19 protein-coding genes and 1 pseudogene are annotated in these 18,212 nt (G+C 56.5%); 11 read left to right on the forward strand and 9 right to left on the reverse strand.

Features of this window, described 5'->3' with window-relative positions; all coding sequences use genetic code 11:
• Positions 1-54 precede the first annotated feature (54 nt).
• From HH216_RS21785 to HH216_RS21800, 4 genes are all read right to left on the reverse strand, one after another.
• Positions 55-561: a hypothetical protein gene (locus tag HH216_RS21785; RefSeq protein WP_169552776.1), complete on the reverse strand. Its 507-nt coding sequence runs from the start codon at positions 559-561 to the stop codon at positions 55-57.
• Positions 562-710: 149 nt separating this feature from the next.
• Positions 711-1,499, reverse strand: coding sequence for an SDR family NAD(P)-dependent oxidoreductase (locus tag HH216_RS21790; protein WP_169552777.1), 789 nt, complete (start codon positions 1,497-1,499; stop codon positions 711-713).
• A 190-nt stretch (positions 1,500-1,689) separates the two neighbouring features.
• Positions 1,690-2,664, reverse strand: coding sequence for an N-acetylmuramoyl-L-alanine amidase family protein (locus tag HH216_RS21795; RefSeq protein ID WP_408641745.1), 975 nt, complete (start codon positions 2,662-2,664; stop codon positions 1,690-1,692).
• 263 nt (positions 2,665-2,927) lie between these two features.
• Positions 2,928-3,344, reverse strand: a complete 417-nt coding sequence (locus tag HH216_RS21800) for an OsmC family protein (protein WP_169552778.1) — start codon at positions 3,342-3,344, stop codon at positions 2,928-2,930.
• A gap of 111 nt (positions 3,345-3,455) precedes the next feature.
• Here HH216_RS21800 and HH216_RS21805 point away from each other — a divergent pair, with 111 nt between their 5' ends.
• Positions 3,456-4,049, forward strand: a complete 594-nt coding sequence (locus HH216_RS21805; protein WP_169552779.1) for a Crp/Fnr family transcriptional regulator — start codon at positions 3,456-3,458, stop codon at positions 4,047-4,049.
• A 15-nt stretch (positions 4,050-4,064) separates the two neighbouring features.
• Here the strand turns inward: HH216_RS21805 and HH216_RS21810 are convergent, their stop codons facing one another.
• The 3 genes from HH216_RS21810 to HH216_RS21820 form a co-directional block, all read right to left on the reverse strand.
• Entirely contained in the window at positions 4,065-4,520 is a 456-nt protein-coding gene (locus HH216_RS21810; RefSeq protein ID WP_169552780.1) for an RES family NAD+ phosphorylase, read from the reverse strand.
• The gene (gene parS / locus HH216_RS21815) at positions 4,520-4,942 is read right to left on the reverse strand and encodes a type II RES/Xre toxin-antitoxin system antitoxin (protein ID WP_169552781.1); all 423 of its coding nucleotides are present in this window, start codon (positions 4,940-4,942) and stop codon (positions 4,520-4,522) included. The genes HH216_RS21810 and parS overlap by 1 nt, the downstream gene beginning before the upstream one ends.
• Positions 4,943-5,119: 177 nt before the next feature.
• On the reverse strand, positions 5,120-6,826 hold the full coding sequence (locus HH216_RS21820) for an IlvD/Edd family dehydratase (RefSeq protein WP_169552782.1): 1,707 nt from the start codon (positions 6,824-6,826) through the stop codon (positions 5,120-5,122).
• 200 nt (positions 6,827-7,026) lie between these two features.
• Between HH216_RS21820 and HH216_RS21825 the strand changes: the two genes are divergently transcribed.
• The 3 genes from HH216_RS21825 to HH216_RS21835 are packed head-to-tail and all read left to right on the forward strand — an operon-like array spanning position 7,027 to position 9,973.
• Positions 7,027-8,340, forward strand: coding sequence for a CitMHS family transporter (locus HH216_RS21825; protein WP_169552783.1), 1,314 nt, complete (start codon positions 7,027-7,029; stop codon positions 8,338-8,340).
• Complete coding sequence (locus tag HH216_RS21830; protein WP_169552784.1) at positions 8,337-9,665, forward strand: acyclic terpene utilization AtuA family protein; 1,329 nt, start codon at positions 8,337-8,339, stop codon at positions 9,663-9,665. Before HH216_RS21825 ends, HH216_RS21830 begins: the two co-directional genes overlap by 4 nt.
• A complete protein-coding gene (locus HH216_RS21835; protein WP_169552785.1) occupies positions 9,662-9,973 on the forward strand; it encodes an AtuA-related protein in 312 nt (103 codons plus the stop codon). Before HH216_RS21830 ends, HH216_RS21835 begins: the two co-directional genes overlap by 4 nt.
• An 11-nt stretch (positions 9,974-9,984) precedes the next feature.
• Here HH216_RS21835 and HH216_RS21840 read toward each other — a convergent pair whose 3' ends face one another.
• Positions 9,985-10,281 (reverse strand): SelT/SelW/SelH family protein, encoded by a 297-nt coding sequence (locus HH216_RS21840; RefSeq protein WP_169552786.1) that lies wholly within the window; start codon positions 10,279-10,281, stop codon positions 9,985-9,987.
• A 143-nt stretch (positions 10,282-10,424) separates the two neighbouring features.
• Between HH216_RS21840 and HH216_RS21845 the strand changes: the two genes are divergently transcribed.
• The 4 genes and pseudogenes from HH216_RS21845 (at position 10,425) to HH216_RS21860 (ending at position 14,157) form a co-directional block, all read left to right on the forward strand.
• Positions 10,425-11,201 (forward strand): lytic transglycosylase domain-containing protein, encoded by a 777-nt coding sequence (locus tag HH216_RS21845; protein WP_332871431.1) that lies wholly within the window; start codon positions 10,425-10,427, stop codon positions 11,199-11,201.
• 170 nt (positions 11,202-11,371) lie between these two features.
• Positions 11,372-12,187: an MlaE family ABC transporter permease gene (locus HH216_RS21850; protein ID WP_169552787.1), complete on the forward strand. Its 816-nt coding sequence runs from the start codon at positions 11,372-11,374 to the stop codon at positions 12,185-12,187.
• A gap of 115 nt (positions 12,188-12,302) precedes the next feature.
• Positions 12,303-13,051: pseudogene (locus HH216_RS21855) on the forward strand (ABC transporter ATP-binding protein).
• A gap of 80 nt (positions 13,052-13,131) precedes the next feature.
• Positions 13,132-14,157: an MlaD family protein gene (locus tag HH216_RS21860; RefSeq protein ID WP_169552788.1), complete on the forward strand. Its 1,026-nt coding sequence runs from the start codon at positions 13,132-13,134 to the stop codon at positions 14,155-14,157.
• A gap of 5 nt (positions 14,158-14,162) precedes the next feature.
• On the opposite strand, the gene HH216_RS21865 is transcribed toward HH216_RS21860, so the two are convergent.
• Positions 14,163-15,110, reverse strand: a complete 948-nt coding sequence (locus HH216_RS21865; RefSeq protein ID WP_169552789.1) for an EamA/RhaT family transporter — start codon at positions 15,108-15,110, stop codon at positions 14,163-14,165.
• A gap of 158 nt (positions 15,111-15,268) precedes the next feature.
• Here HH216_RS21865 and HH216_RS21870 point away from each other — a divergent pair, with 158 nt between their 5' ends.
• The 3 genes from HH216_RS21870 (at position 15,269) to HH216_RS21880 (ending at position 18,128) form a co-directional block, all read left to right on the forward strand.
• The gene (locus tag HH216_RS21870) at positions 15,269-16,519 is read left to right on the forward strand and encodes a cation:proton antiporter (RefSeq protein WP_169552790.1); all 1,251 of its coding nucleotides are present in this window, start codon (positions 15,269-15,271) and stop codon (positions 16,517-16,519) included.
• Between the two features lie 101 nt (positions 16,520-16,620).
• Positions 16,621-17,190: a DUF4142 domain-containing protein gene (locus HH216_RS21875; RefSeq protein ID WP_169552791.1), complete on the forward strand. Its 570-nt coding sequence runs from the start codon at positions 16,621-16,623 to the stop codon at positions 17,188-17,190.
• Positions 17,191-17,447: 257 nt separating this feature from the next.
• On the forward strand, positions 17,448-18,128 hold the full coding sequence (locus HH216_RS21880) for an outer membrane beta-barrel protein (protein WP_169552792.1): 681 nt from the start codon (positions 17,448-17,450) through the stop codon (positions 18,126-18,128).
• Positions 18,129-18,212: the final 84 nt, after the last annotated feature.

An 18,212-nucleotide genomic window follows, 5' to 3' on the forward strand; every position in this document is an offset into this window, starting at 1 on the left:
TGAAGTGGAAGGGTAAGCTATTTTGCCGAATGGCCCATTGTGTCGGCCACTGCATCACAGCACCGGGGCGCGGGGTTTCACCAGATTGTAGCCGATGGCCACCTGAAACCAGGTCGACGACTGACTGAGATCGCGGTGCAGTTTGAACGCAACGGTTATCAGGTCGGAACTGCCCAGCCCGATCCCGCCCCCTACCAGCCGACGCCCGTTTTCGGGGCCGGTGGCCCAGAGGTATTCACCCAGCAGATGCACGTTGAAGGATGTTGCCGTCAGGATAGTACCCCCTTCCAGCAGTTTCAGCGTCAGCCGGGGGCCTGCCAGCACACCGACCTGCGTAGCCGGGTAGAAGCCGCCCAGCACAGCCCCCAGCCGAAGCCGTTTGGGAACGAGCGTCACCTGCGGCACCGCCTGTAGCGTCAGCAGGTAAAGTGGGTTCTGCCCATCGGGCTTAGCGAAGCCTTGCGCCAGTTCGACAGGCATCGAAAAATGGGCGGGAAATTCCTGAGCCATCACCCGGCAAAGCGGCAGGCTCAACAGTAGTGTCAGACAATAGCGGTTCATGGTTCGTAGAGGAAGGAAAGCCCAAAAGTAACGCTTCCCAGCACACACGAACACCGTATAAACACCTGATTAACAACGTATTTAAGACGAATTTAGGAAAAGGATTTTCTGGCAGATTATTGAGTATTGATACCCTCCCTAACCGCTCCTTAAACCGGAGGAATACCTACGCTCGACCAGCCTCCGTCGACTACCAGACTCTGCCCGGTGATCTGACCCGATGCGGGCGACAGCAGAAACAGTGCGGCATTGGCAATATCCTCGACCGTGCCAGGCCGACCCATCGGCGTAATCCGCGACCAGATGGGGATATAATCCGGATCGTCGAGCGTGCGTTCGGTCAGCGTGGCACCGGGCGCAATCGCGTTAACGGTGATACCGAGGGGCGAAAAGTCGATAACGAGTTGCTTTACCAGCATCTCCAGTCCCGCTTTGGTCATGCTGTAGACGGGTAAGCCGGGATGACCGATATGCCCCACCACCGACGATATAAACAGCACACGCCCCCCGCGCTCCCGCAACGTGTTCGCCTGTTTGCGCATCTGCATGGCCGCCCGCTGCGCCAGAAAAAAGCTACCCCGCAGATTGAGATCAACAATTTTCTGAAAGGCTTCCGGGGTGGTCGTGAAAATATCACCGAAAACCGTGATACCCGCGTTCGCTATCGCCATATCAACCGACCCGAACCGGTCGACAGCGGTATCGACCATGTGCTGCACGAAAGCCACGTCCGATGCATCGCCGGGGCAGGCTTCACAGACGCCCCCCGCCTGCCGGATCGTTTCCGCAGCGTTTTCGGCCGATGCCGCGTCAAAATCGTTGAGCAGCACCTGCGTTCTCTGCCGGGCCAGTGCCTGCGCGATGGCGAAACCAATGCCGGTACCCGCCCCGGTGATGATTGCCGTCCGGGACACGGCCGTCGATTCATTCGTCAGCATAGAAAAGAAACGTAGTTGTTATGTTGTCCTCGACAGCATCCTGCTGTCGGAGCCGTAGGCTAAGTGCGGTTGGCTAGTTTAGCCGCTATCGCGGCTCCGACAGCAGGATGCTGTTGGGAACAACACAATCAATTCAACTAAACGGCTTGGCTTAGACCGCCCAGGCAACTAAGCCACGCGGGGCCGGGTTTTACTGTGCGTTGTGGTCGTCCAGCAGTCCCTGCGCCAGCCAGGTAGCCAGTGCCTGCCGGTTGCTGGCCAGCAGAAATCGTTTCTGGTCCTGTCGGTTCTGGATATTCCCCAGTTCGATAAACACCGTTGGGGCCTGACTTTTCCGCACCACGTACAACTCGCTACGCGTGCTGACATTACCCACGTACGGGCGACTGGGCCGGTAGCGCCGGTAATTCGATGCAAATCGCTTATGAATACGATCCGCTAACCGTTTGCCCACGGCACTGTTGGCATGGTGGTAGAAAAATACGTCGATCATCTGCCCCCGGCTTCGACTGTCGACGTGGATCGTTACCAGCCGCTGATACGCCCCTTTGTGCCTGGCATACAGCCGATTCACGGCCGACGTTGTCTGGTTCAGCCGGGCGAGCTGATTCAGCGGAATGCGCTGCCCCGAATACGACACCTCGTCATTATCCAGTTTCAGCACGGCATCGTTGCGGATGCCATCGTTGGGGTCGCGCACCATCATGTACACGGTTGCCCCCTGTTGTTTAAGGAGTTGCGCCAGCCGCATCGTTACGTCGTAGGCATATTCATCTTCGGCCAACCGAAACCGGCCATACCGCCCGATCGCGCCCGGATCGGGGCCGCCGTGGCCCGATGCCAGGTAGTAAACCGTTCCCCGCAACGATTTTGATTTGCTGATTCGTCGGGCTGGAATCCGGGTGGCGACACGCCCTTTCTTTGTTTTTAGTTTGACCGTTTGTCGCCTGACAATGAGTTTACCCCGACCGGGCTGCTTACGGTTCTTACCGAGTACCGGTTTGCGAAGGGCAGAGTGAGTAACCCGTTTTTTCGGCGCGGTACGCCCGTGCGAGCGTTCGTGTGGTGGGCGATGGGCAAGAGTAGCCGCATCGGCCGACTGCGGGGTAAGGAGCACCCAGCCGATCAGCAGTTGGGCAAACAGTAGGAAACGAATCAACAGCACAGATCGAGACAATAAGCGACAAAGGTATTTCTCAATACGCTGTGGGCCAAGCCCGTCGTATACCGGCCTTATCCAATGGGGCAGATTCAGTACGGTAGGGCACAAAAAAAGCGGACGGAGTAAACTCCATCCGCTTCAGGCTAACCACTTAGATACGGGGGTAAATTTCTGATTTGATGCCGGGCATTATCTCCTCGACCGCCTAGTCTACTCCCCAATGCTCGGGCACCAAATCAAAGGCTATTATCACAGGTTACGGTAGATTAAGCAAGTGTCGATTCAACGCTGATTTCGGCGTTGAACAGTTTCGAAATCGGGCAGTTGTGTTCAGCGTGGTCAACCAGTTCGTCGAACTTCGCTTTGTCGAGACCCGGAACCGCAGCGTCGAGTTTCAGCTTCGAGCTGGTGATCGCTCCGTCCTCCAGCGTGATCGTGCACTGAACGTCCAGCGTATCGGCCGTAAAGCCAGCCTGCTGAATATTGAAGGCCAGTTGCATGGCGAAACAGCCAGCGTGGGCAGCAGCAACCAGTTCTTCAGGATTCGTACCAACACCATCTTCAAAACGAGTGTTGAACGAATATTGAGTTTTATTTAAAACAGTGCTGTCAGTTGTCAGCGAACCTTTGCCATCTTTGCCTGCACCAGCCCAGTGTGCAGACGCTTTACGTGCGATTTTCATAACTCTGTTTAGCTTGTGTTATGTTAAATTGATGGTTCAAAGGTAAAGCCGCCTATCCGCCCGTTTTTTCACCTATGTTAAAAAGCGTCGAGCCCTATTCTTTTCCCTGACATGACTTCTGCTCAACAAGCCGTGTTGCACCAGCACCTTTATCAATTTGCGGGTCTGTCCGAAGCCGACAGGCAACTGGCGGATCCTTTCTGGCAGGTTCGTCACATGGCCCGCCCTGACCTGTTTACGTTTACCAATTCCGTCTGCCGGCAGCTTGGCTTTGTTTTAAAAGGCCTCTTCCGGGTGTACTACGTCGACCCGCGTACCGATCAGGAACACAACATGTATTTTCTGGCAGAGCACACGTTCCTGACGTCGTTGAAGGGCCTGCTCACCCAGACAACCTGCCCCTACCTGATCGAAGCCCTCGAAGATTGCGAACTACTGGTGATCGACTATGATCGTTTGTTACAGCTTTACACGCAATCTCACGGCTGGGAGCACTTCGGCCGGTTATTGGCCGAGCAGTACTTCATGATCAACCAGAGTCGGTCGGAAAGTTTACTGACCCAGACGGCCGAAGAACGGTACATCGACCTGCTCGATAACCACCCCGACATTCTGAATCGCGTATCGCTGGGCCATATTTCGTCGTACCTGGGTATCAAAGGCCCCTCGCTGAGCCGTATCCGCGCCCAGGTTGCAAAGCGGTAACTTTTCTGGACAGGATTACGATAACAGGCGGGTATCGATAGCAAACGGTATGTTTTCAATGATCCGCACGGCAGTACGAAAATCGGGATGTAGTATGTGAATGAGATAATTGCGGGACCGGCTGACGATGGCAGACGGCACAGACACGGTCAACTCGTTGGGTGTCGACAGCCAGTCAGCCAGATAGGCTTGTACTGATTCAACCTCTGTTTCGGCCTGCCAGTCCACCGGTAGATCGGTTATCGACACGGCCCGGTGGCCGTCTGGGATTTCCAATACCAGCAACTGAAAAGCGGGGACAAAAGCCGGATTCAGGTGCGCAATGATTTCCAGTAGGGCCAGTTCGGGCGTGGCCGACGTATACAGAATGGGAACCCCCTTCGGATTCCACCGCCCACCAGCCCGGCGCGCGCCTTCGGCCGACAGCGGATCATTGATGTACGCACTTTTGTATAAGCGATAAACCAGCATCAGGCGTACACTCCGTATTCGATGCGGGTCAGCACGTCGTCAACCAGCGTAAAGCCACTGATTGTGTTCAGCAACGCAAGTGGTGGCTGATTTTTCAACTCCCGTAATGGGTAGCGTAACCAGTTGGCCAGCGCATCGGTCCGCCCGTCGAACACCAGTAGCCCGTGGGCGGCCAGATTTTCCAGCAACAGCAACCGCTCCGACGATGGGCTATCCAGTAGTCCCTCGCTCCGAAAGCGATGCAGGGTCCGTTCGGCGATCTGAAGAACAAGGGCTAGTTCTTTAAACGTCAGACCCAGCAGATTTGCCAGTTGGTCGGCCTGTTGCGTACCAACCCGTTGCTGCGCCTGCTCAATGATCGTAAAGCCAGACGCGCGCCTGGGTTGGTAACTGCTTTGTTGTTGTCGGGGGATCGCAGCCATAGGTTCAACTAGTTAAGTAAAAGTAACTGCTTTTTAGCAACCATACTACTGCCAATTGACAACAAAGCTTCTATTGACAGGATTACAGCCGGGCCGCCGGGCGGATTGACAGGATTTCTCACTTCTATAAAATCATGTCAATCCGCCCGGCGGCCCGGCTGTAATCCTGTCAATAAATTAATGACTATCGCGCCGAACGATGCTGCCGGAGCCTCCTTTTAGAAAGTCGAAGTCGGCCCCTTCGTGCGCCTGCGTGACGTGCTGAATGTACAGGTTCACGTAGCCCCGCCCGTAGCCCAGATCAGGCGCGATAAATTGCGACTGACGCTCGGCCAGTTCCTCGTCCGATACATGCAGATGCAGGCTGCGGTTTGTTACGTCGAGCGTAATCTGATCGCCGTTTTGCACCAGGGCGAGGTTGCCGCCAACCGCCGATTCGGGCGACACGTGCAGCACCACCGTGCCGAAGCCCGTACCACTCATCCGCCCGTCGGAGATACGAACCATGTCGTGAACACCCAGCGCGAGAATTTTGGCGGGGAGCTGCATATTCCCCACTTCGGGCATACCCGGATAGCCCTTCGGCCCTACGTTTTTCAGCACCAGCACACAATCGGGGTCGACGTCGAGCGCGGGGTCGTCGATGCGGGCTTTGTAATCGTCGATGTTTTCAAACACCACCGCCCGGCCCGTATGCTGCATGAGCGCGGGCGTTGCCGCCGACGGTTTCAGCACGGCCCCGTTCGGGCACAGGTTGCCCCGCAGCACAGCAATGCCCGACTCCGGTTTGAACGGCTTTGTAACGCTACCAATCACAGCCGGGTCATAGCATTGCGCGTCGGCGCAGTTTTCACCGATGGTATGGCCGTTGACTGTCAGCGCGTCGGTATGGATGAAATTCTCCAGTTCGCGGATCACGGCGGGCAGGCCACCGGCGTAGAACAGGTCTTCTACGAAATGTTCACCCGATGGTTGCAGGTTGGTCAGCAGGGGGATTTGGGCCGAAAGCCGGTCGAAATCGTCCAGCGACAGCTCGATACCGACGCGCCCCGCGATAGCCGTCAGGTGCAGAATAAAGTTGGTCGATCCGCCGAGGGCCGCGTTGATCATAATCGCATTTTCAAACGCCTTGCGCGTCAGTAGCTGCGACGGTGTTACGCCTTCGCGTACCAGCTCGACCATGCGCGCACCCGTCAGGTGGGCCAGCACTTTCCGGCGCGAATCGGCAGCGGGGATCGTGGCATTGTCGGGCAGGGCCAGTCCCAGCGATTCGACCATGGCGGCCATCGTAGAGGCCGTTCCCATGACGGCGCAGTGCCCCTGCGAACGGGCCATCCCCGCTTCAGCCGCCACAAACTCAGCCTGACTCATCTCGCCCATTTTGAAGGCTTCGGCAAACCGCCACAGGTCGCTCGTACCGATCTTACGTCCCTGAAAACGACCGGCCAGCATCGGCCCGCCCGACACAACCATCGTGGGAATGTCGACGCTACACGCGCCCATCACCAGCGACGGGGTCGTTTTGTCACAGCCGCACATCAGGATCACGCCGTCGAGCGAGTTGCCCCGGATACTTTCTTCGACGTCCATACTGGCCAGGTTGCGAAACAGCATGGCTGTGGGTTTGATCTGGCACTCACCCAGCGACATCACCGGGAATTCGAGCGGAAAGCCGCCTGCTTCCCAGACACCCCGCTTGATGGCTTCGGCCAGTTCGCGGAAGTGGGCGTTGCAGGGCGTCAGTTCCGACCAGGTATTGCAGATTCCGATGACGGGCTTTCCTTCAAATTCGTGGTGCGGAAAGCCCTGATTTTTCATCCAGGCGCGGTAAATGAAGCCGTCTTTTCCGGTGCGGCCGAACCAGTCCTGCGAGCGTAAAGGCATTGGTAGTCAGTTTGTCGTTGGCAGGGTGCGGTTTCCAGCCCGATCATGTTCCGGTTTTCGCGCACAACCCATTGGCGTAAAGGTAGGCAACGGCTCCTTTTTACTTTGCTTAGCGAGTAATCCTCCAACTCCGATGCCTGTGCCCGCCCAATTACGCCTTGTGCTGTGCTGTCTATCGGTTCGCTGCCTCTCGATGCCCTATGGAACCTGCTAATCCGCTACTTGCCCTGCTTGGTTTTGCGACCATCGCCATTTTCCTGCTGCTAATCATTTCCAAACGGTTATCGGTCAACACCGCGCTGGTACTGGTACCGCTGGCGATGGGGGTTCTGGCCGGGTTTTCACCAAAGGAACTGGGCGAGATGATTCTGGCCGGTATCAAGCAGGTAGCCCCGACGGGTATTCTGCTGATGTTCGCCGTATTGTATTTCGCCACCATGCTCGACGCCGGGCTGTTCGATCCGGTCATTGCCGCCATCATTCGTTACGTACAGGGCGACCCGCTCAAAGTCATCGTCGGCACGGCCATTCTGACGATGATCGTGCACCTCGACGGCGACGGTACGGCTACGTTTATGATCGTGATGTCGGCCTTTCTGCCCATCTATCGGCAGTTGCGGATCAATCGGCTGATTCTGCCGGGCATCGTGGCTCTGAGCGTCGGGCCGCTGCACCTGGTCCCCTGGTCGGGCACGTCGGCGCGGGCCATTTCCACGCTTAAAACCGATGCCGCTCAACTTATTGCGCCCAACATTCCGGCTATTCTGGCAGGGATCGTCTGGGTGCTGGCCGTAGCGTACTGGTTTGGTCTGAAGGAGCGCAAACGACTCGGCGTCAACGCCCTGACGTTTGTTCACCACGATAACCTGACCGACACGCAGCGGCAGCTTCGGCGACCTAAACTGGTCTGGCTCAACGCCATACTGACCATCGGCCTGATTCTTACGCTGATGAAAGGCTGGGTGCCAGCCCCGGCCCTGTTTGTTACGGCGAGTGCGCTGGCACTGCTGATTAATTACCCGAAACTGACCGAACAGCAGCAGGTGTTACGCGCCCACGGCAACAACATCTTCATGGTGTCGAGCATGATCTTTGCCGCCGGGGTGTTCTCGGGTATCCTGACCGGCTCCAAGATGATCGACGCGATGGCAGGCTCGCTCGTGTCGGCTATTCCGGCGCATCATGCCGCCTGGATACCGACGCTGACGGCCATTACGAGTATGCCCGCCAGCCTGCTCTTCACGCCCGATGCTTACTACTTCGGTGTCATTCCCATCGTTAGTCAGTCGGCCGCGCAGTTTGGTATCAATCCGCTCGAAATTGGGCGGGCGGCTTTGTTAGGTCAGATGACCGTCGGCTTCCCGCTTAGTCCACTCACCGCGTCCACGTTTCTACTGGTTGGCTTGGCCGAGGTCGATCTGGGCGACCATCAGCGGTTTACGCTCAAATGGGCGTTCGGCACGACAATCGTTATGACCATCGTAGCACTACTTACCGGCTCTATTCATCTATGAAACAGCGCATTCGCATTGGCTGTGCCGCCGGTTTTTCCGGCGACCGCCTGGAACCTGCCCTGATACTAACCCAGTACGGGCAACTGGATTATCTGGTGCTGGAATGTCTGGCCGAACGTACCATCGCGCTGGCGCAGAAACGCAAACGCCACGACCCTACGCAGGGTTACGACCCGTTGCTCGAACGGCGGATGGAAGGGCTGTTGCCCCTGTTGCTGGCCAATAAAGTCCGGCTCATCACCAATATGGGGGCGGCTAATCCGCTGGCAGCGGCCGAGAAAATTGCCGCCATCGCCCGGCGGCTGGGCCTTTCGGTAACCGTTGCTGTCCTGACCGGCGACGACGTGTTTGATCAGCTTTCGGGCGACGAAACAGCACTGGAAACCGGCCAGCCGCTACGAGCGTCGGGGCCGTTGTTATCGGCAAACGCCTACCTCGGCACCGACGCCATACTGCCCGCTCTGGCGACCGACGCGCAGATCATCATTACCGGCCGGGTAGCCGATCCATCGCTGTTTGTAGCCCCGCTGGTGCATACGTTCGGCTGGTCGCTGACGGACTGGGACCAGCTTGGCCAGGCTACGGTGATAGGCCATCTCATGGAGTGTGCCGGGCAACTGACGGGCGGCTACTTTGCTGATCCGGGCCTGGACCGGAAAGACGTGCCTGACATGGCGAAACTAGGCCATCCTTTCGTGGATGTCACGGCCGACGGTATGGCTGTTTTCGGTAAAGTGACCGGCACGGGTGGTCGCCTGAGTCTGGCAACGGCGAAGGAGCAACTGCTTTACGAAGTGATGGACCCCAGCCAATACATTACACCTGACGTGGTAGCCGATTTTACGCAGGTCCGCCTGACGGAAACCGGCCCCGACCAGATCAGCGCGACAGGCGGGCGGGGAAACAGCCGCCCTGATACGCTGAAGGTCAGCGTGGGTTACGACGGTGGTTTTATCGGCGAGGGCGAAATTTCCTACGCTGGCGCGAATGCGCTGGGCCGTGCTCAACTGGCGGGTAGCATCATGCAGGAGCGGCTACAGGACCGGTTCAGCGACCTGCGTATCGACTACATCGGTAGCACGTCCGTTCACCGTACCAATTTCAATCAGCCTCCCGACCCCTACGAGATTCGGCTGCGGGTGGCGGGCCGGGCGACGACCGCGCAGCAGGCGGCACAGGTCGGCGAAGAAGTCGAAGCCCTGTACACCAACGGCCCGGCGGGTGGCGGTGGTGCCCGCAAATACGTACACGAAGTCGTCGGGATTGTATCGACCTTGCTCGACCGCAGCCGGGTAAACCCTCAGATTACGCTGATAACCGCATGAGCATCAAACTGTATGACATCGCCCACAGCCGGGCGGGCGACAAAGGCAATACGCTGACTCTGTCGCTGATTCCGTACGACCCCGCCGACTATCCGCTCCTGCGCGATCGCGTAACGGCCGAGGTCGTGCAAACGCATTTGCAGGCGATCGTCGCCGGGCCGATTACGCGGTATGAACTGCCGAATCTGCCCGCGCTTCACTTCGTCTGCCAGCGGGCACTGACCGGCGGGGTAACGACGTCGCTGACCATGGACACGCACGGAAAAACCCTCAGCTACGCCCTGCTCGAACTCTTTATCGACGACTGATTTTGGACAGATCAGTCCGTCTTGCGGTCGGAATGGCCCAGTGATTTTTCGGGTGCCACCACATCACGAACGAGCTGCTTCAACTCTTTGATTTCGGGGAAACGGCCGACAGTTTTACGGTCAAAAATAACCTGTTCATCGACCCGCACCGAGAAACGGCCACTCACTTCCGAGGGCTGTAGCAGCACCCCATGCACGTCGTCGGTGAAGGTCGTCAGCAGTTCCTGCGCCATCCAGGCTGAGCGCATCAGCCAGCCGCATTTGGGGCAATATTCGAGGGTTATCGTCGATTTTTCGGGAGTTGTCATATGTTGGGAATAGAACACGTCAGGGGGATTTTGGGGCTTGACACAGGCTGTGTGAACCCCGTTCAACGGCTATTCGTCTGACGGTCATGGCACTAAACCGGACGCTTTCGTCGTTAAGTTCCCGTTACCATCCAGAATATGTTTTGCTTAAACGAGTTGGATTATCGGTACTGATGGCCGCCCTGCGCCCGTCGCTTACCATTGCCGCCAAGCTAACGGCGGGCCCCATCCTCCCCCCAAACCTGGTTCCGGCCAGCCAAATTGTTCCGGCCGATGCCACGGCTTCCCGGCTCAAACCGCTTCTCGGCAAACCCGAACTCCCCCTGCTCGACGTCGATTTCTGTGGCGAGTGTATGCCGTTTCATCAGACCGAAGTTGTCAGCCGCTGGAAGCACGTTTTTACGCTGTTTCGCCCGCAGGCCCGCAGTCTCGACGCCCTCCGTGAACGCGCCGATGCCTTCTTCCCAATCATCGAACCGATCATGGCCAAGTACGACATTCCCGACGATTTTCGGTACGTGCCGATGGCCGAGAGCGACCTGCAACCGCGCGCCGTTTCACACGCGGGCGCGGCTGGTTACTGGCAATTGATGCCCGGTACGGCGCGGGCACTAGGACTGAAAGTTGGCAAAGGGGTCGACGAGCGGTTCAACGCGAAGAAAGCCACCGAAGCCGCCTGCAAATACCTGCGCGACCTGTATACTCAGCTGGGGTCATGGTCGCTGGTGGCGGCTGCGTATAATGCCGGGCCGGGCCATCTGAAAAATCAGCTCCGGCGCAACAGTCAGGCCGATTATTACAGCATGACGCTCCCGCGCGAAACCCGCTATTACCTGTTCCGGGTGCTGGTCTACAAAGAAGTGATGTCGCGCCCCAACGATTACTTATCGTTCCTGACACCTCTGCCGCAGACAGCCTAGCAGTTGATTGATCGAATGATAGAATGATTGACTGGTTTTGGCCGGTTTATTCAATCACTCAGTCACTCTATCATTCAATCACTCCCCATTATATTTGCGGGGGCAAACTTCCGGGCAGTCAAATTGGTTTACCATCTTACCCGCTTTTGGTTTGCTTATCTCGCTCCTGAATGCTATCCGATACGAAACAGACTCCCGCACCGCCCACAGAGAAACCTGCTGAGCCGGGGCGGCTGACCCGTCTATTCCTTGCCCTGTCTGACGTAGCGTCTTTCGTCGGGCGGTTCTTTCGGGAAGCCCTGCTGCCGCCTTACGAGTTTGGCGAGATTATCCGGCAGTGCTACGAGGTTGGCTACCGTTCGCTGCTGCTGATATCGACTACGGGTTTCATTACCGGTATCGTGTTTACCAATCAGTCGCGGCCGTCGCTGTCGGAGTTTGGGGCTACGTCGTGGCTTCCTTCCCTGATCGCCATTGCGATTGTGCGGGCGCTGGGGCCGCTGGTTACGGCCCTGATTGCCGCTGGTAAAGTAGGGTCGAGTATCGGGGCTGAACTGGGGTCGATGAACGTTACCGAACAGATCGACGCCATGGAAGTGTCGGGCACCGACCCGTTCAAGTTTCTGGTCGTCAGCCGCGTGATCGCCACGTCGTTCACAATTCCGATTCTGACGTTCTACACCATTTTTGTGGCACTGATCGGTGCGTTTATCAACGTTAGCGCCAACGAACAAACGAGCTTTTCGTCGTTCATGCAGGAAGTGTTCGGCGCCGTTACGTTCCTCGACATTTTCGCATCGCTGTTCAAGTCCATCGTCTTCGGCTTCACGATCGGTATGGTTGGTGCTTACAAAGGTTTTCACTCCTCGAAAGGCACCGAAGGCGTTGGCAAAGCCGCCAATTCCGCCGTTGTGACGTCGATGTTTTTGATATTTATTGAAGAACTCCTTGCCCTGCAAATCATCGGTGCCCTGCGGGGAAGCTGAGTTTAATGAGTGAATGATAGAATGACTGAATGGTTGAATAGGCTGACGCAACCAATGCATTCAATCAATACTTCATTCAATCATTCTGTCATTCCATCATTCTGCCATTGATTTTATGTCCTCCGAACCAGTCATCGTTATAAAAAACCTGCGGAAGTCGTTTGGCAACCTGCACGTATTGCAGGGCGTCGATCTGACGGTAGATCAGGGTGAAAACGTCGTGGTGCTGGGTCGGTCGGGAACGGGAAAATCGGTACTGATTAAGATACTGGTCGGGCTACTCAAACCCGATTCGGGCTTTGTATCGGTGCTGGGGCAGGAGGTCGAGAGTCTGAAAGGGCGTGAGTTGGATCAGTTTCGGCAGAAAGTTGGCTTTTCGTTTCAGAACAGCGCGCTCTACGACAGTATGAGCATCCGCGAAAATCTGGAGTTCCCGCTGGTTCGCAACGTGCGCAACCTGAGCCGGGCCGACATTGACCGGGCCGTCGAAGAAGCACTTGATGATGTGGGTCTGTCGCAGACGATCAATCAGATGCCGTCCGAACTATCGGGGGGCAGCGGAAGCGGATCGGCATTGCCCGGACGCTGATTCTCAAACCCGAAATCATGCTGTATGACGAGCCTACCGCCGGTCTGGACCCGATTACGTGCCTTGATATCAACAACCTCATCAACGAAGTGAAAGACCGCTACAAAGCCACGTCCATCATCATCACCCACGACCTGACCTGCGCTAAAGCGACCGGCGACCGGGTAGCGATGCTGCTCGACGGTAAGTTTGAGCGCGTCGGCACGTTCGATCAGGTGTTTGCCGACCCCGACAAGCGGGTGCAGCAGTTTTACAATTATAACTTCGTGAATTAAACCTGCCGCCCACCCCGGCAGTTTTCTCTCTGCCGGATCGCAGCGCGCTGTCCACCAATCTTTACTACGCATCAACTGGAATGAGTTCAGAATCAACCAAACGCTCGGTCACTGTCGGTATTTTTGTTCTGGTGGGGCTAATCATCTTCGTCGCCGGGGTATTTGTACTGGGCGGTCAGCAGAAGCGCTTCACCCGAAGCGTTCGGATCATGGCCGTTTTCAACGACATCAGCGGTCTGAAAGCCGGTAACAACGTCTGGTTTTCGGGGGTCAAAATAGGCACCGTTAAGCGAATCAGCTTCTTCGGTAACTCCCAGGTTGAAGTCGACATGGACGTTGAGCAGAGTTCGCAGCAGTACATCCGCAAAGACGCCAAAGCGACGATCGGCTCCGACGGACTGATCGGCAACAAGATCGTTGTGATTACGGGCGGCACCATCAGTCACCCCGAAATCGAAGAGGGCGATCGTCTCCAGACCGTAGCCGCGCTCAGTTCCGATCAGATTCTGGAAACGTTGCAGGAAAACAACCGCAACCTCGTGCGGGTCACGCAGGATTTCAAAGCCCTGGTCGGCAATATCCGGCGCGGCAAAGGCACCGTCGGTGCGGTACTGACCGACTCGCTGGTGGCCAACAACTTCAAAATGGCGATGGCGAATCTGGAAAAAGCGTCGGTCAATACCGCATCGATCACCAGTTCGGTATCGCGCTTTGCCGCCAAACTGAACACCAAAGGCACACTGGCTAACGAACTCGTTACGGATACGACAGTATTTCGGCGGCTAAGCCGGTCGGCCAGCAAGCTGGAAAACGTAGCCAGCAATGCCGATAAAACCGTGGGTACACTAGGCGAAGCATCGCAGAACCTGAACCGGGCGTCGGAGAAACTAAATAACAACAACAGTCCGCTGGGCGTGTTGCTGACCGACCAGGAAACGGCCACCAACCTGCGCATCACGCTGCGCAACCTCAACACGGGCACTAAGCTGCTAAACGAAGACCTGAAAGCGGCCCAGAACAACTTCCTGCTACGGGGCTATTTCAAGAAGCGGGACAAGGAAGAAGCCAAGCGAATAGCTGACAGTACGGCCGCATTGCCCAAATAATCCGTCTACACAAACTGCTGCCACGACAGCAACCCAATAGCCAGCACGGCCAGTCCGAGTCCTACGCGGTTGGCCGTGCTTAATTTTTCTTGGAAGAAAAGCCCCGCCACCGCTGACGCTACCAGAATAACGCCAATGTTATAAATCGGGTAAACCAGCGCGCCGTTACCGCCGAACGCCGATAACGCCAGCAGCAGGGTGTAAAAACTCAGGAAGTTGGGAATACCCAGCGTTACGGCACCAACCAGACTGCGCAGCTGCAACGTCTCCTGCCCACGTACCAGCCGGATCAGCAGCATAACGGCCCCGGCAACAATAGCCCCCAGCACCATCGTCAGCGTAACCTGCACGGTCTTATCGGCCGATGGTATGTAGTTGATGTTCATGTAGTTGATCGTCGTATTTGTGGCCCCGTAGCACAGAAATACGGCGACGGGCAGCAACACCGCCCCCAGCGATCGGCGGGTTTTGGGACTGCTGTCAGGGGCAGGCCCTTCGGTAGCAGCCACCGGCGCGGATGGTCGGTACGTGCTCAGCCCGACAGCTACGATAGCCAGCACCAGCCCGATGTAATTCAGCGCATCGAAGCGTGCCGCGTTGCCACTGCTGAATACAAACAAACTAAAGCAGACCGGAATCACGAGCGACAGATTATTCGCCAGCGAGGTCACGGTGATGCCCATTCGCTGGGTCGACGCACCCGCCAGCAGGAACGTCACGATAAAGCCCACGCCCAGCGCAAACGCCATCCAGGTCCAGGTTTGGTGCAGATCGATGCTGAACGACTGGCCCGGCGTGGATTCGCCCGCTGGCATCAGCAGCCAGCCCGTCAGGAAACAGACCGGGTAGTTGAAAACGATCGCCTGGAACGTGTTGATGTCGTAGCGGGGAAACAACCGAAAATTCAGGAGCAGCAGTACCGAAAGAACGATGCTCAGCAGTAGAAAAAGCATTGACGAAGCAGAAAAAACGAAAGCCGCAAGATAGCAGACCGCCCGTGAATAGTACGCCGTTTGCCCTCACAATGCCAAACCACAGTCGACATCGTGCAGTTACTACTTATGTCAGCTGCCAGCTACGCATTCCTCATCGTAGCCTAACTACTTGATTTATGGACAATTATACCGCCATCAGCATTCTGGTGGCCCTCGGTGCACTTTTATCGTACATCAACCTTCGCTTTATCCGGTTGCCCGGTACTATCGGCATCGTGGTACTGGCGTCGGTCATCACGATCCTGTCGCTGGTACTGGGTAGCCTGTCGGCGAGTTTCGCTGCACTGCTGCGCGACCTCACCGAACGTATCGACTTTTCCCGCACACTGCTGGAAATCATGCTGGGCTTTCTGTTGTTTGCCGCTGCCCTTCAGGTAGATTTCAACGACCTGAAAGCGCAGTTCAAGCCGGTGCTCGTTATGGGCACGGTCGGCGTTATTCTGTCGACGGTTTTGTTTGCGTTCGGGTTTCTGTTTCTCACCAGAGCCCTGAGCATCGACATGCCGCTTATTTTCTGCTTTATGTTCGGGGCACTGATCTCGCCCACCGACCCGGTTGCGGTAGGGGCGGTTTTGCGGCAGTCGCCCATTCCGCATCGGCTGGAAACGATCATCACCGGCGAATCGCTCATCAATGATGGTGTGGGGCTGGTACTGTTTGTGTCATTACAGGAAGTGGCCGACCCGAACGTCGATTTCCGGTTTTCCGATGCGCTGCTGCTGTTCGCCCGTGAAGTTATCGGCGGTATCAGTCTCGGGCTGGCGATGGGCTACGTGGCGTATCGCCTGATCAAAGCGACCGACGATTTTCAGACCGTAGTGCTCCTGTCGCTGGCGCTGGTCATGGTATTGTCGGTTTTCACGACGGCAGTACACGCATCGGTACCGCTGGCGGAAGTAGCAGCCGGTCTGCTGCTGGGCACCCGCCTGTCGGGCTCCAAAGACCAGAACTCGCCCAAAGCGTACCTCAACCGGTTCTGGCACCTGATCGATGAGATGCTCAATACGATTCTCTTCGTGATGATCGGGTTGCAGATCATTGTGCTGCCCGTCCTGTCTGACTACCTGCTCATTGGGCTGCTCTCCATTCCGCTGATGGTGCTGGCACGCGGGCTGAGCATCGCGCTGCCGTTTCTGCTTCAGTTTCGGCGGGAACAACAAACGCCCGGCAGCCTGCGGATTCTGACGTGGGCTGGTCTGCGGGGTGGCATTTCCATCGCCCTGGCGCTGTCGCTACCCGATTCTGACTATAAGGAAGTTATTCTGGCGAGCTGTTACTGCCTGGTTTTGTTCTCCATCGTGGGTCAGGGGCTTACCCTGGGTCGGCTGGTGACATCGGTCGCGCAGCCCAGGCAGGCGAAAGCCTGACAGATCGTTTCTGAGGGTACCCCGATCGGGTGCTTTAAACATTGCGATTCACTCACAGTTCTTGTAGTGGTATTCACTCAAACTCAACAAAAAGCGAAGCAATGAAAAAGATAGTCCTGTTGGCCTTCCTGGTAGCCAGTGGCCTGACCGTACAATCGTGCGGAAGCGAGAAGAAAGACAGCACCGAACGGGCGGAGGAAATGAACGAGAAAAAAGTTGACGACAAAATGACGTCCGTGTCGGAAGACGGGGCCGAATTTGCCGTCAAAGCCGCCAGCGGTGGTATGCTGGAAGTAGCCGCCGGTAAAATGGCCGAAGAAAAAGGCATGAGCCAGGCCGTTAAAGACTTCGGTGCCATGCTGGTGAAAGATCACACGAAAGCGAACGACGAGCTGAAAAGCATTGCCACCAGCAAAAACATCAACCTGCCCAGCACGATGGGTGAAGAGCAGCAAAAGCACATCGATGAACTGGCCAAGCTGTCGGGTAAGGAGTTCGACAAGAAGTTTGTCGATATGATGGCCGACGACCATGAAGATGACATGGACCTGTTTGAGAAGGCGTCGAAAGACCTGAAAGACCCTGACCTTAAATCGTTTGCTACCCAAACGGCATCGGTTATCAAGGGGCACCTGGAACGCGTCACGACGCTGAAACAGGATATGAAATAGGGTTGAAAAAGTGGCTCAACACAGAGTCACAGAGAACGCAGCCATTCGATTGACGACTAAGCAGCAGTTTACTATCAGTTTGTAGCTACGTTCTCTGTGACTTGTTAAATTCCTTTTGTTCTGATACTTAGCAGTAGGTGGTTTGTAATTAGCAGTTGCCACAGACACTGCTCCCGACAGCAATTAATCGCGAACCACGAACACAAAAAGGGATGCTGGCTATGAGTCGGCGTCCCTTTTTTGGCTTACTTCACCTGATGAGGCTTTTTAACTGGCTTTCGTGCGCAGTGCTTAGCGGTCAGTTGCTGATCGCATCGGCAGCTGTTGGACAACGCAATCTGGCCCTGTCGGCTACCGTCGCTCCGACCTATACCACGACCAACTACGCGCGCCAAACGCTCTACCCCGACAGCGACGGTCAGGTTGTCGAGCCGGTTCATCTGGCGGGTCAGCGAAGTGCACCGGGCTTCGTCGCGGGCGTATCGCTGCGCTACACCTACGCCCCCGGCTGGACGGTCAGTGCGGGTTTGCTCTACCAGCAATCGGGGATGCGCCAGCAACGATTACCCGCTGCCGGTGAAGGTTCAACGCGGGTAACCTACCGATCGGTACGCTTGCCGGTAGCCATCAATTTCAAGTCGTCGCCCAAGCCGCTGTCACCTTATTTTACGCTGGCCCTGCTCACCGATTTCCCACTCACCACTCGCCTGACAGCCACCCGCACGGGCGAACCTACACAGCAGCTACGCGTCCGCAACTCGATCAATCCATTGTTTTCAGCCCAGCTTGGGGCGGGTGGTTTTTGCCAGCTCAGCAACCGGTATGCCCTGATCGTGCAGCCCACCCTCGCCTACACCATCGGCCGGTTCGGTGGATCAACCACCACCAGCCCATCGCTCGAACTAGGCTTACAGGTGCAGGCGGTGGTTGGGTTTTAGGTTTTGGGTTTAAGGTTTAGAGTTCAATGTTTAAGGTTTTGGCAGTCAGATAACTTTAAACCTAAGACGTTAAACCTTAAACCC

The organism is Spirosoma rhododendri (genome assembly GCF_012849055.1).
In the GTDB taxonomy this organism is placed as follows: Bacteria; Bacteroidota; Bacteroidia; order Cytophagales; family Spirosomataceae; genus Spirosoma; species Spirosoma rhododendri.

Bases quoted from the DNA above. Each gene is read 5' to 3' on its own strand.
- HH216_RS21785 (WP_169552776.1), bottom strand. From the start codon at position 561: ATGAACCGCTATTGTCTGACACTACTGTTGAGCCTGCCGCTTTGCCGG.
- parS (WP_169552781.1), bottom strand. From the start codon at position 4,942: ATGGCTGCGATCCCCCGACAACAACAAAGCAGTTACCAACCCAGGCGC.
- HH216_RS21800 (WP_169552778.1), bottom strand. From the start codon at position 3,344: ATGAAAATCGCACGTAAAGCGTCTGCACACTGGGCTGGTGCAGGCAAA.
- HH216_RS21805 (WP_169552779.1), top strand. From the start codon at position 3,456: ATGACTTCTGCTCAACAAGCCGTGTTGCACCAGCACCTTTATCAATTT.
- HH216_RS21825 (WP_169552783.1), top strand. From the start codon at position 7,027: ATGGAACCTGCTAATCCGCTACTTGCCCTGCTTGGTTTTGCGACCATC.
- HH216_RS21880 (WP_169552792.1), top strand. From the start codon at position 17,448: ATGAGGCTTTTTAACTGGCTTTCGTGCGCAGTGCTTAGCGGTCAGTTG.
- HH216_RS21850 (WP_169552787.1), top strand. From the start codon at position 11,372: ATGCTATCCGATACGAAACAGACTCCCGCACCGCCCACAGAGAAACCT.
- HH216_RS21820 (WP_169552782.1), bottom strand. From the start codon at position 6,826: ATGCCTTTACGCTCGCAGGACTGGTTCGGCCGCACCGGAAAAGACGGC.
- HH216_RS21875 (WP_169552791.1), top strand. From the start codon at position 16,621: ATGAAAAAGATAGTCCTGTTGGCCTTCCTGGTAGCCAGTGGCCTGACC.
- HH216_RS21835 (WP_169552785.1), top strand. From the start codon at position 9,662: ATGAGCATCAAACTGTATGACATCGCCCACAGCCGGGCGGGCGACAAA.
- HH216_RS21865 (WP_169552789.1), bottom strand. From the start codon at position 15,110: ATGCTTTTTCTACTGCTGAGCATCGTTCTTTCGGTACTGCTGCTCCTG.
- HH216_RS21810 (WP_169552780.1), bottom strand. From the start codon at position 4,520: ATGCTGGTTTATCGCTTATACAAAAGTGCGTACATCAATGATCCGCTG.
- HH216_RS21860 (WP_169552788.1), top strand. From the start codon at position 13,132: ATGAGTTCAGAATCAACCAAACGCTCGGTCACTGTCGGTATTTTTGTT.
- HH216_RS21830 (WP_169552784.1), top strand. From the start codon at position 8,337: ATGAAACAGCGCATTCGCATTGGCTGTGCCGCCGGTTTTTCCGGCGAC.
- HH216_RS21840 (WP_169552786.1), bottom strand. From the start codon at position 10,281: ATGACAACTCCCGAAAAATCGACGATAACCCTCGAATATTGCCCCAAA.
- HH216_RS21790 (WP_169552777.1), bottom strand. From the start codon at position 1,499: ATGCTGACGAATGAATCGACGGCCGTGTCCCGGACGGCAATCATCACC.
- HH216_RS21870 (WP_169552790.1), top strand. From the start codon at position 15,269: ATGGACAATTATACCGCCATCAGCATTCTGGTGGCCCTCGGTGCACTT.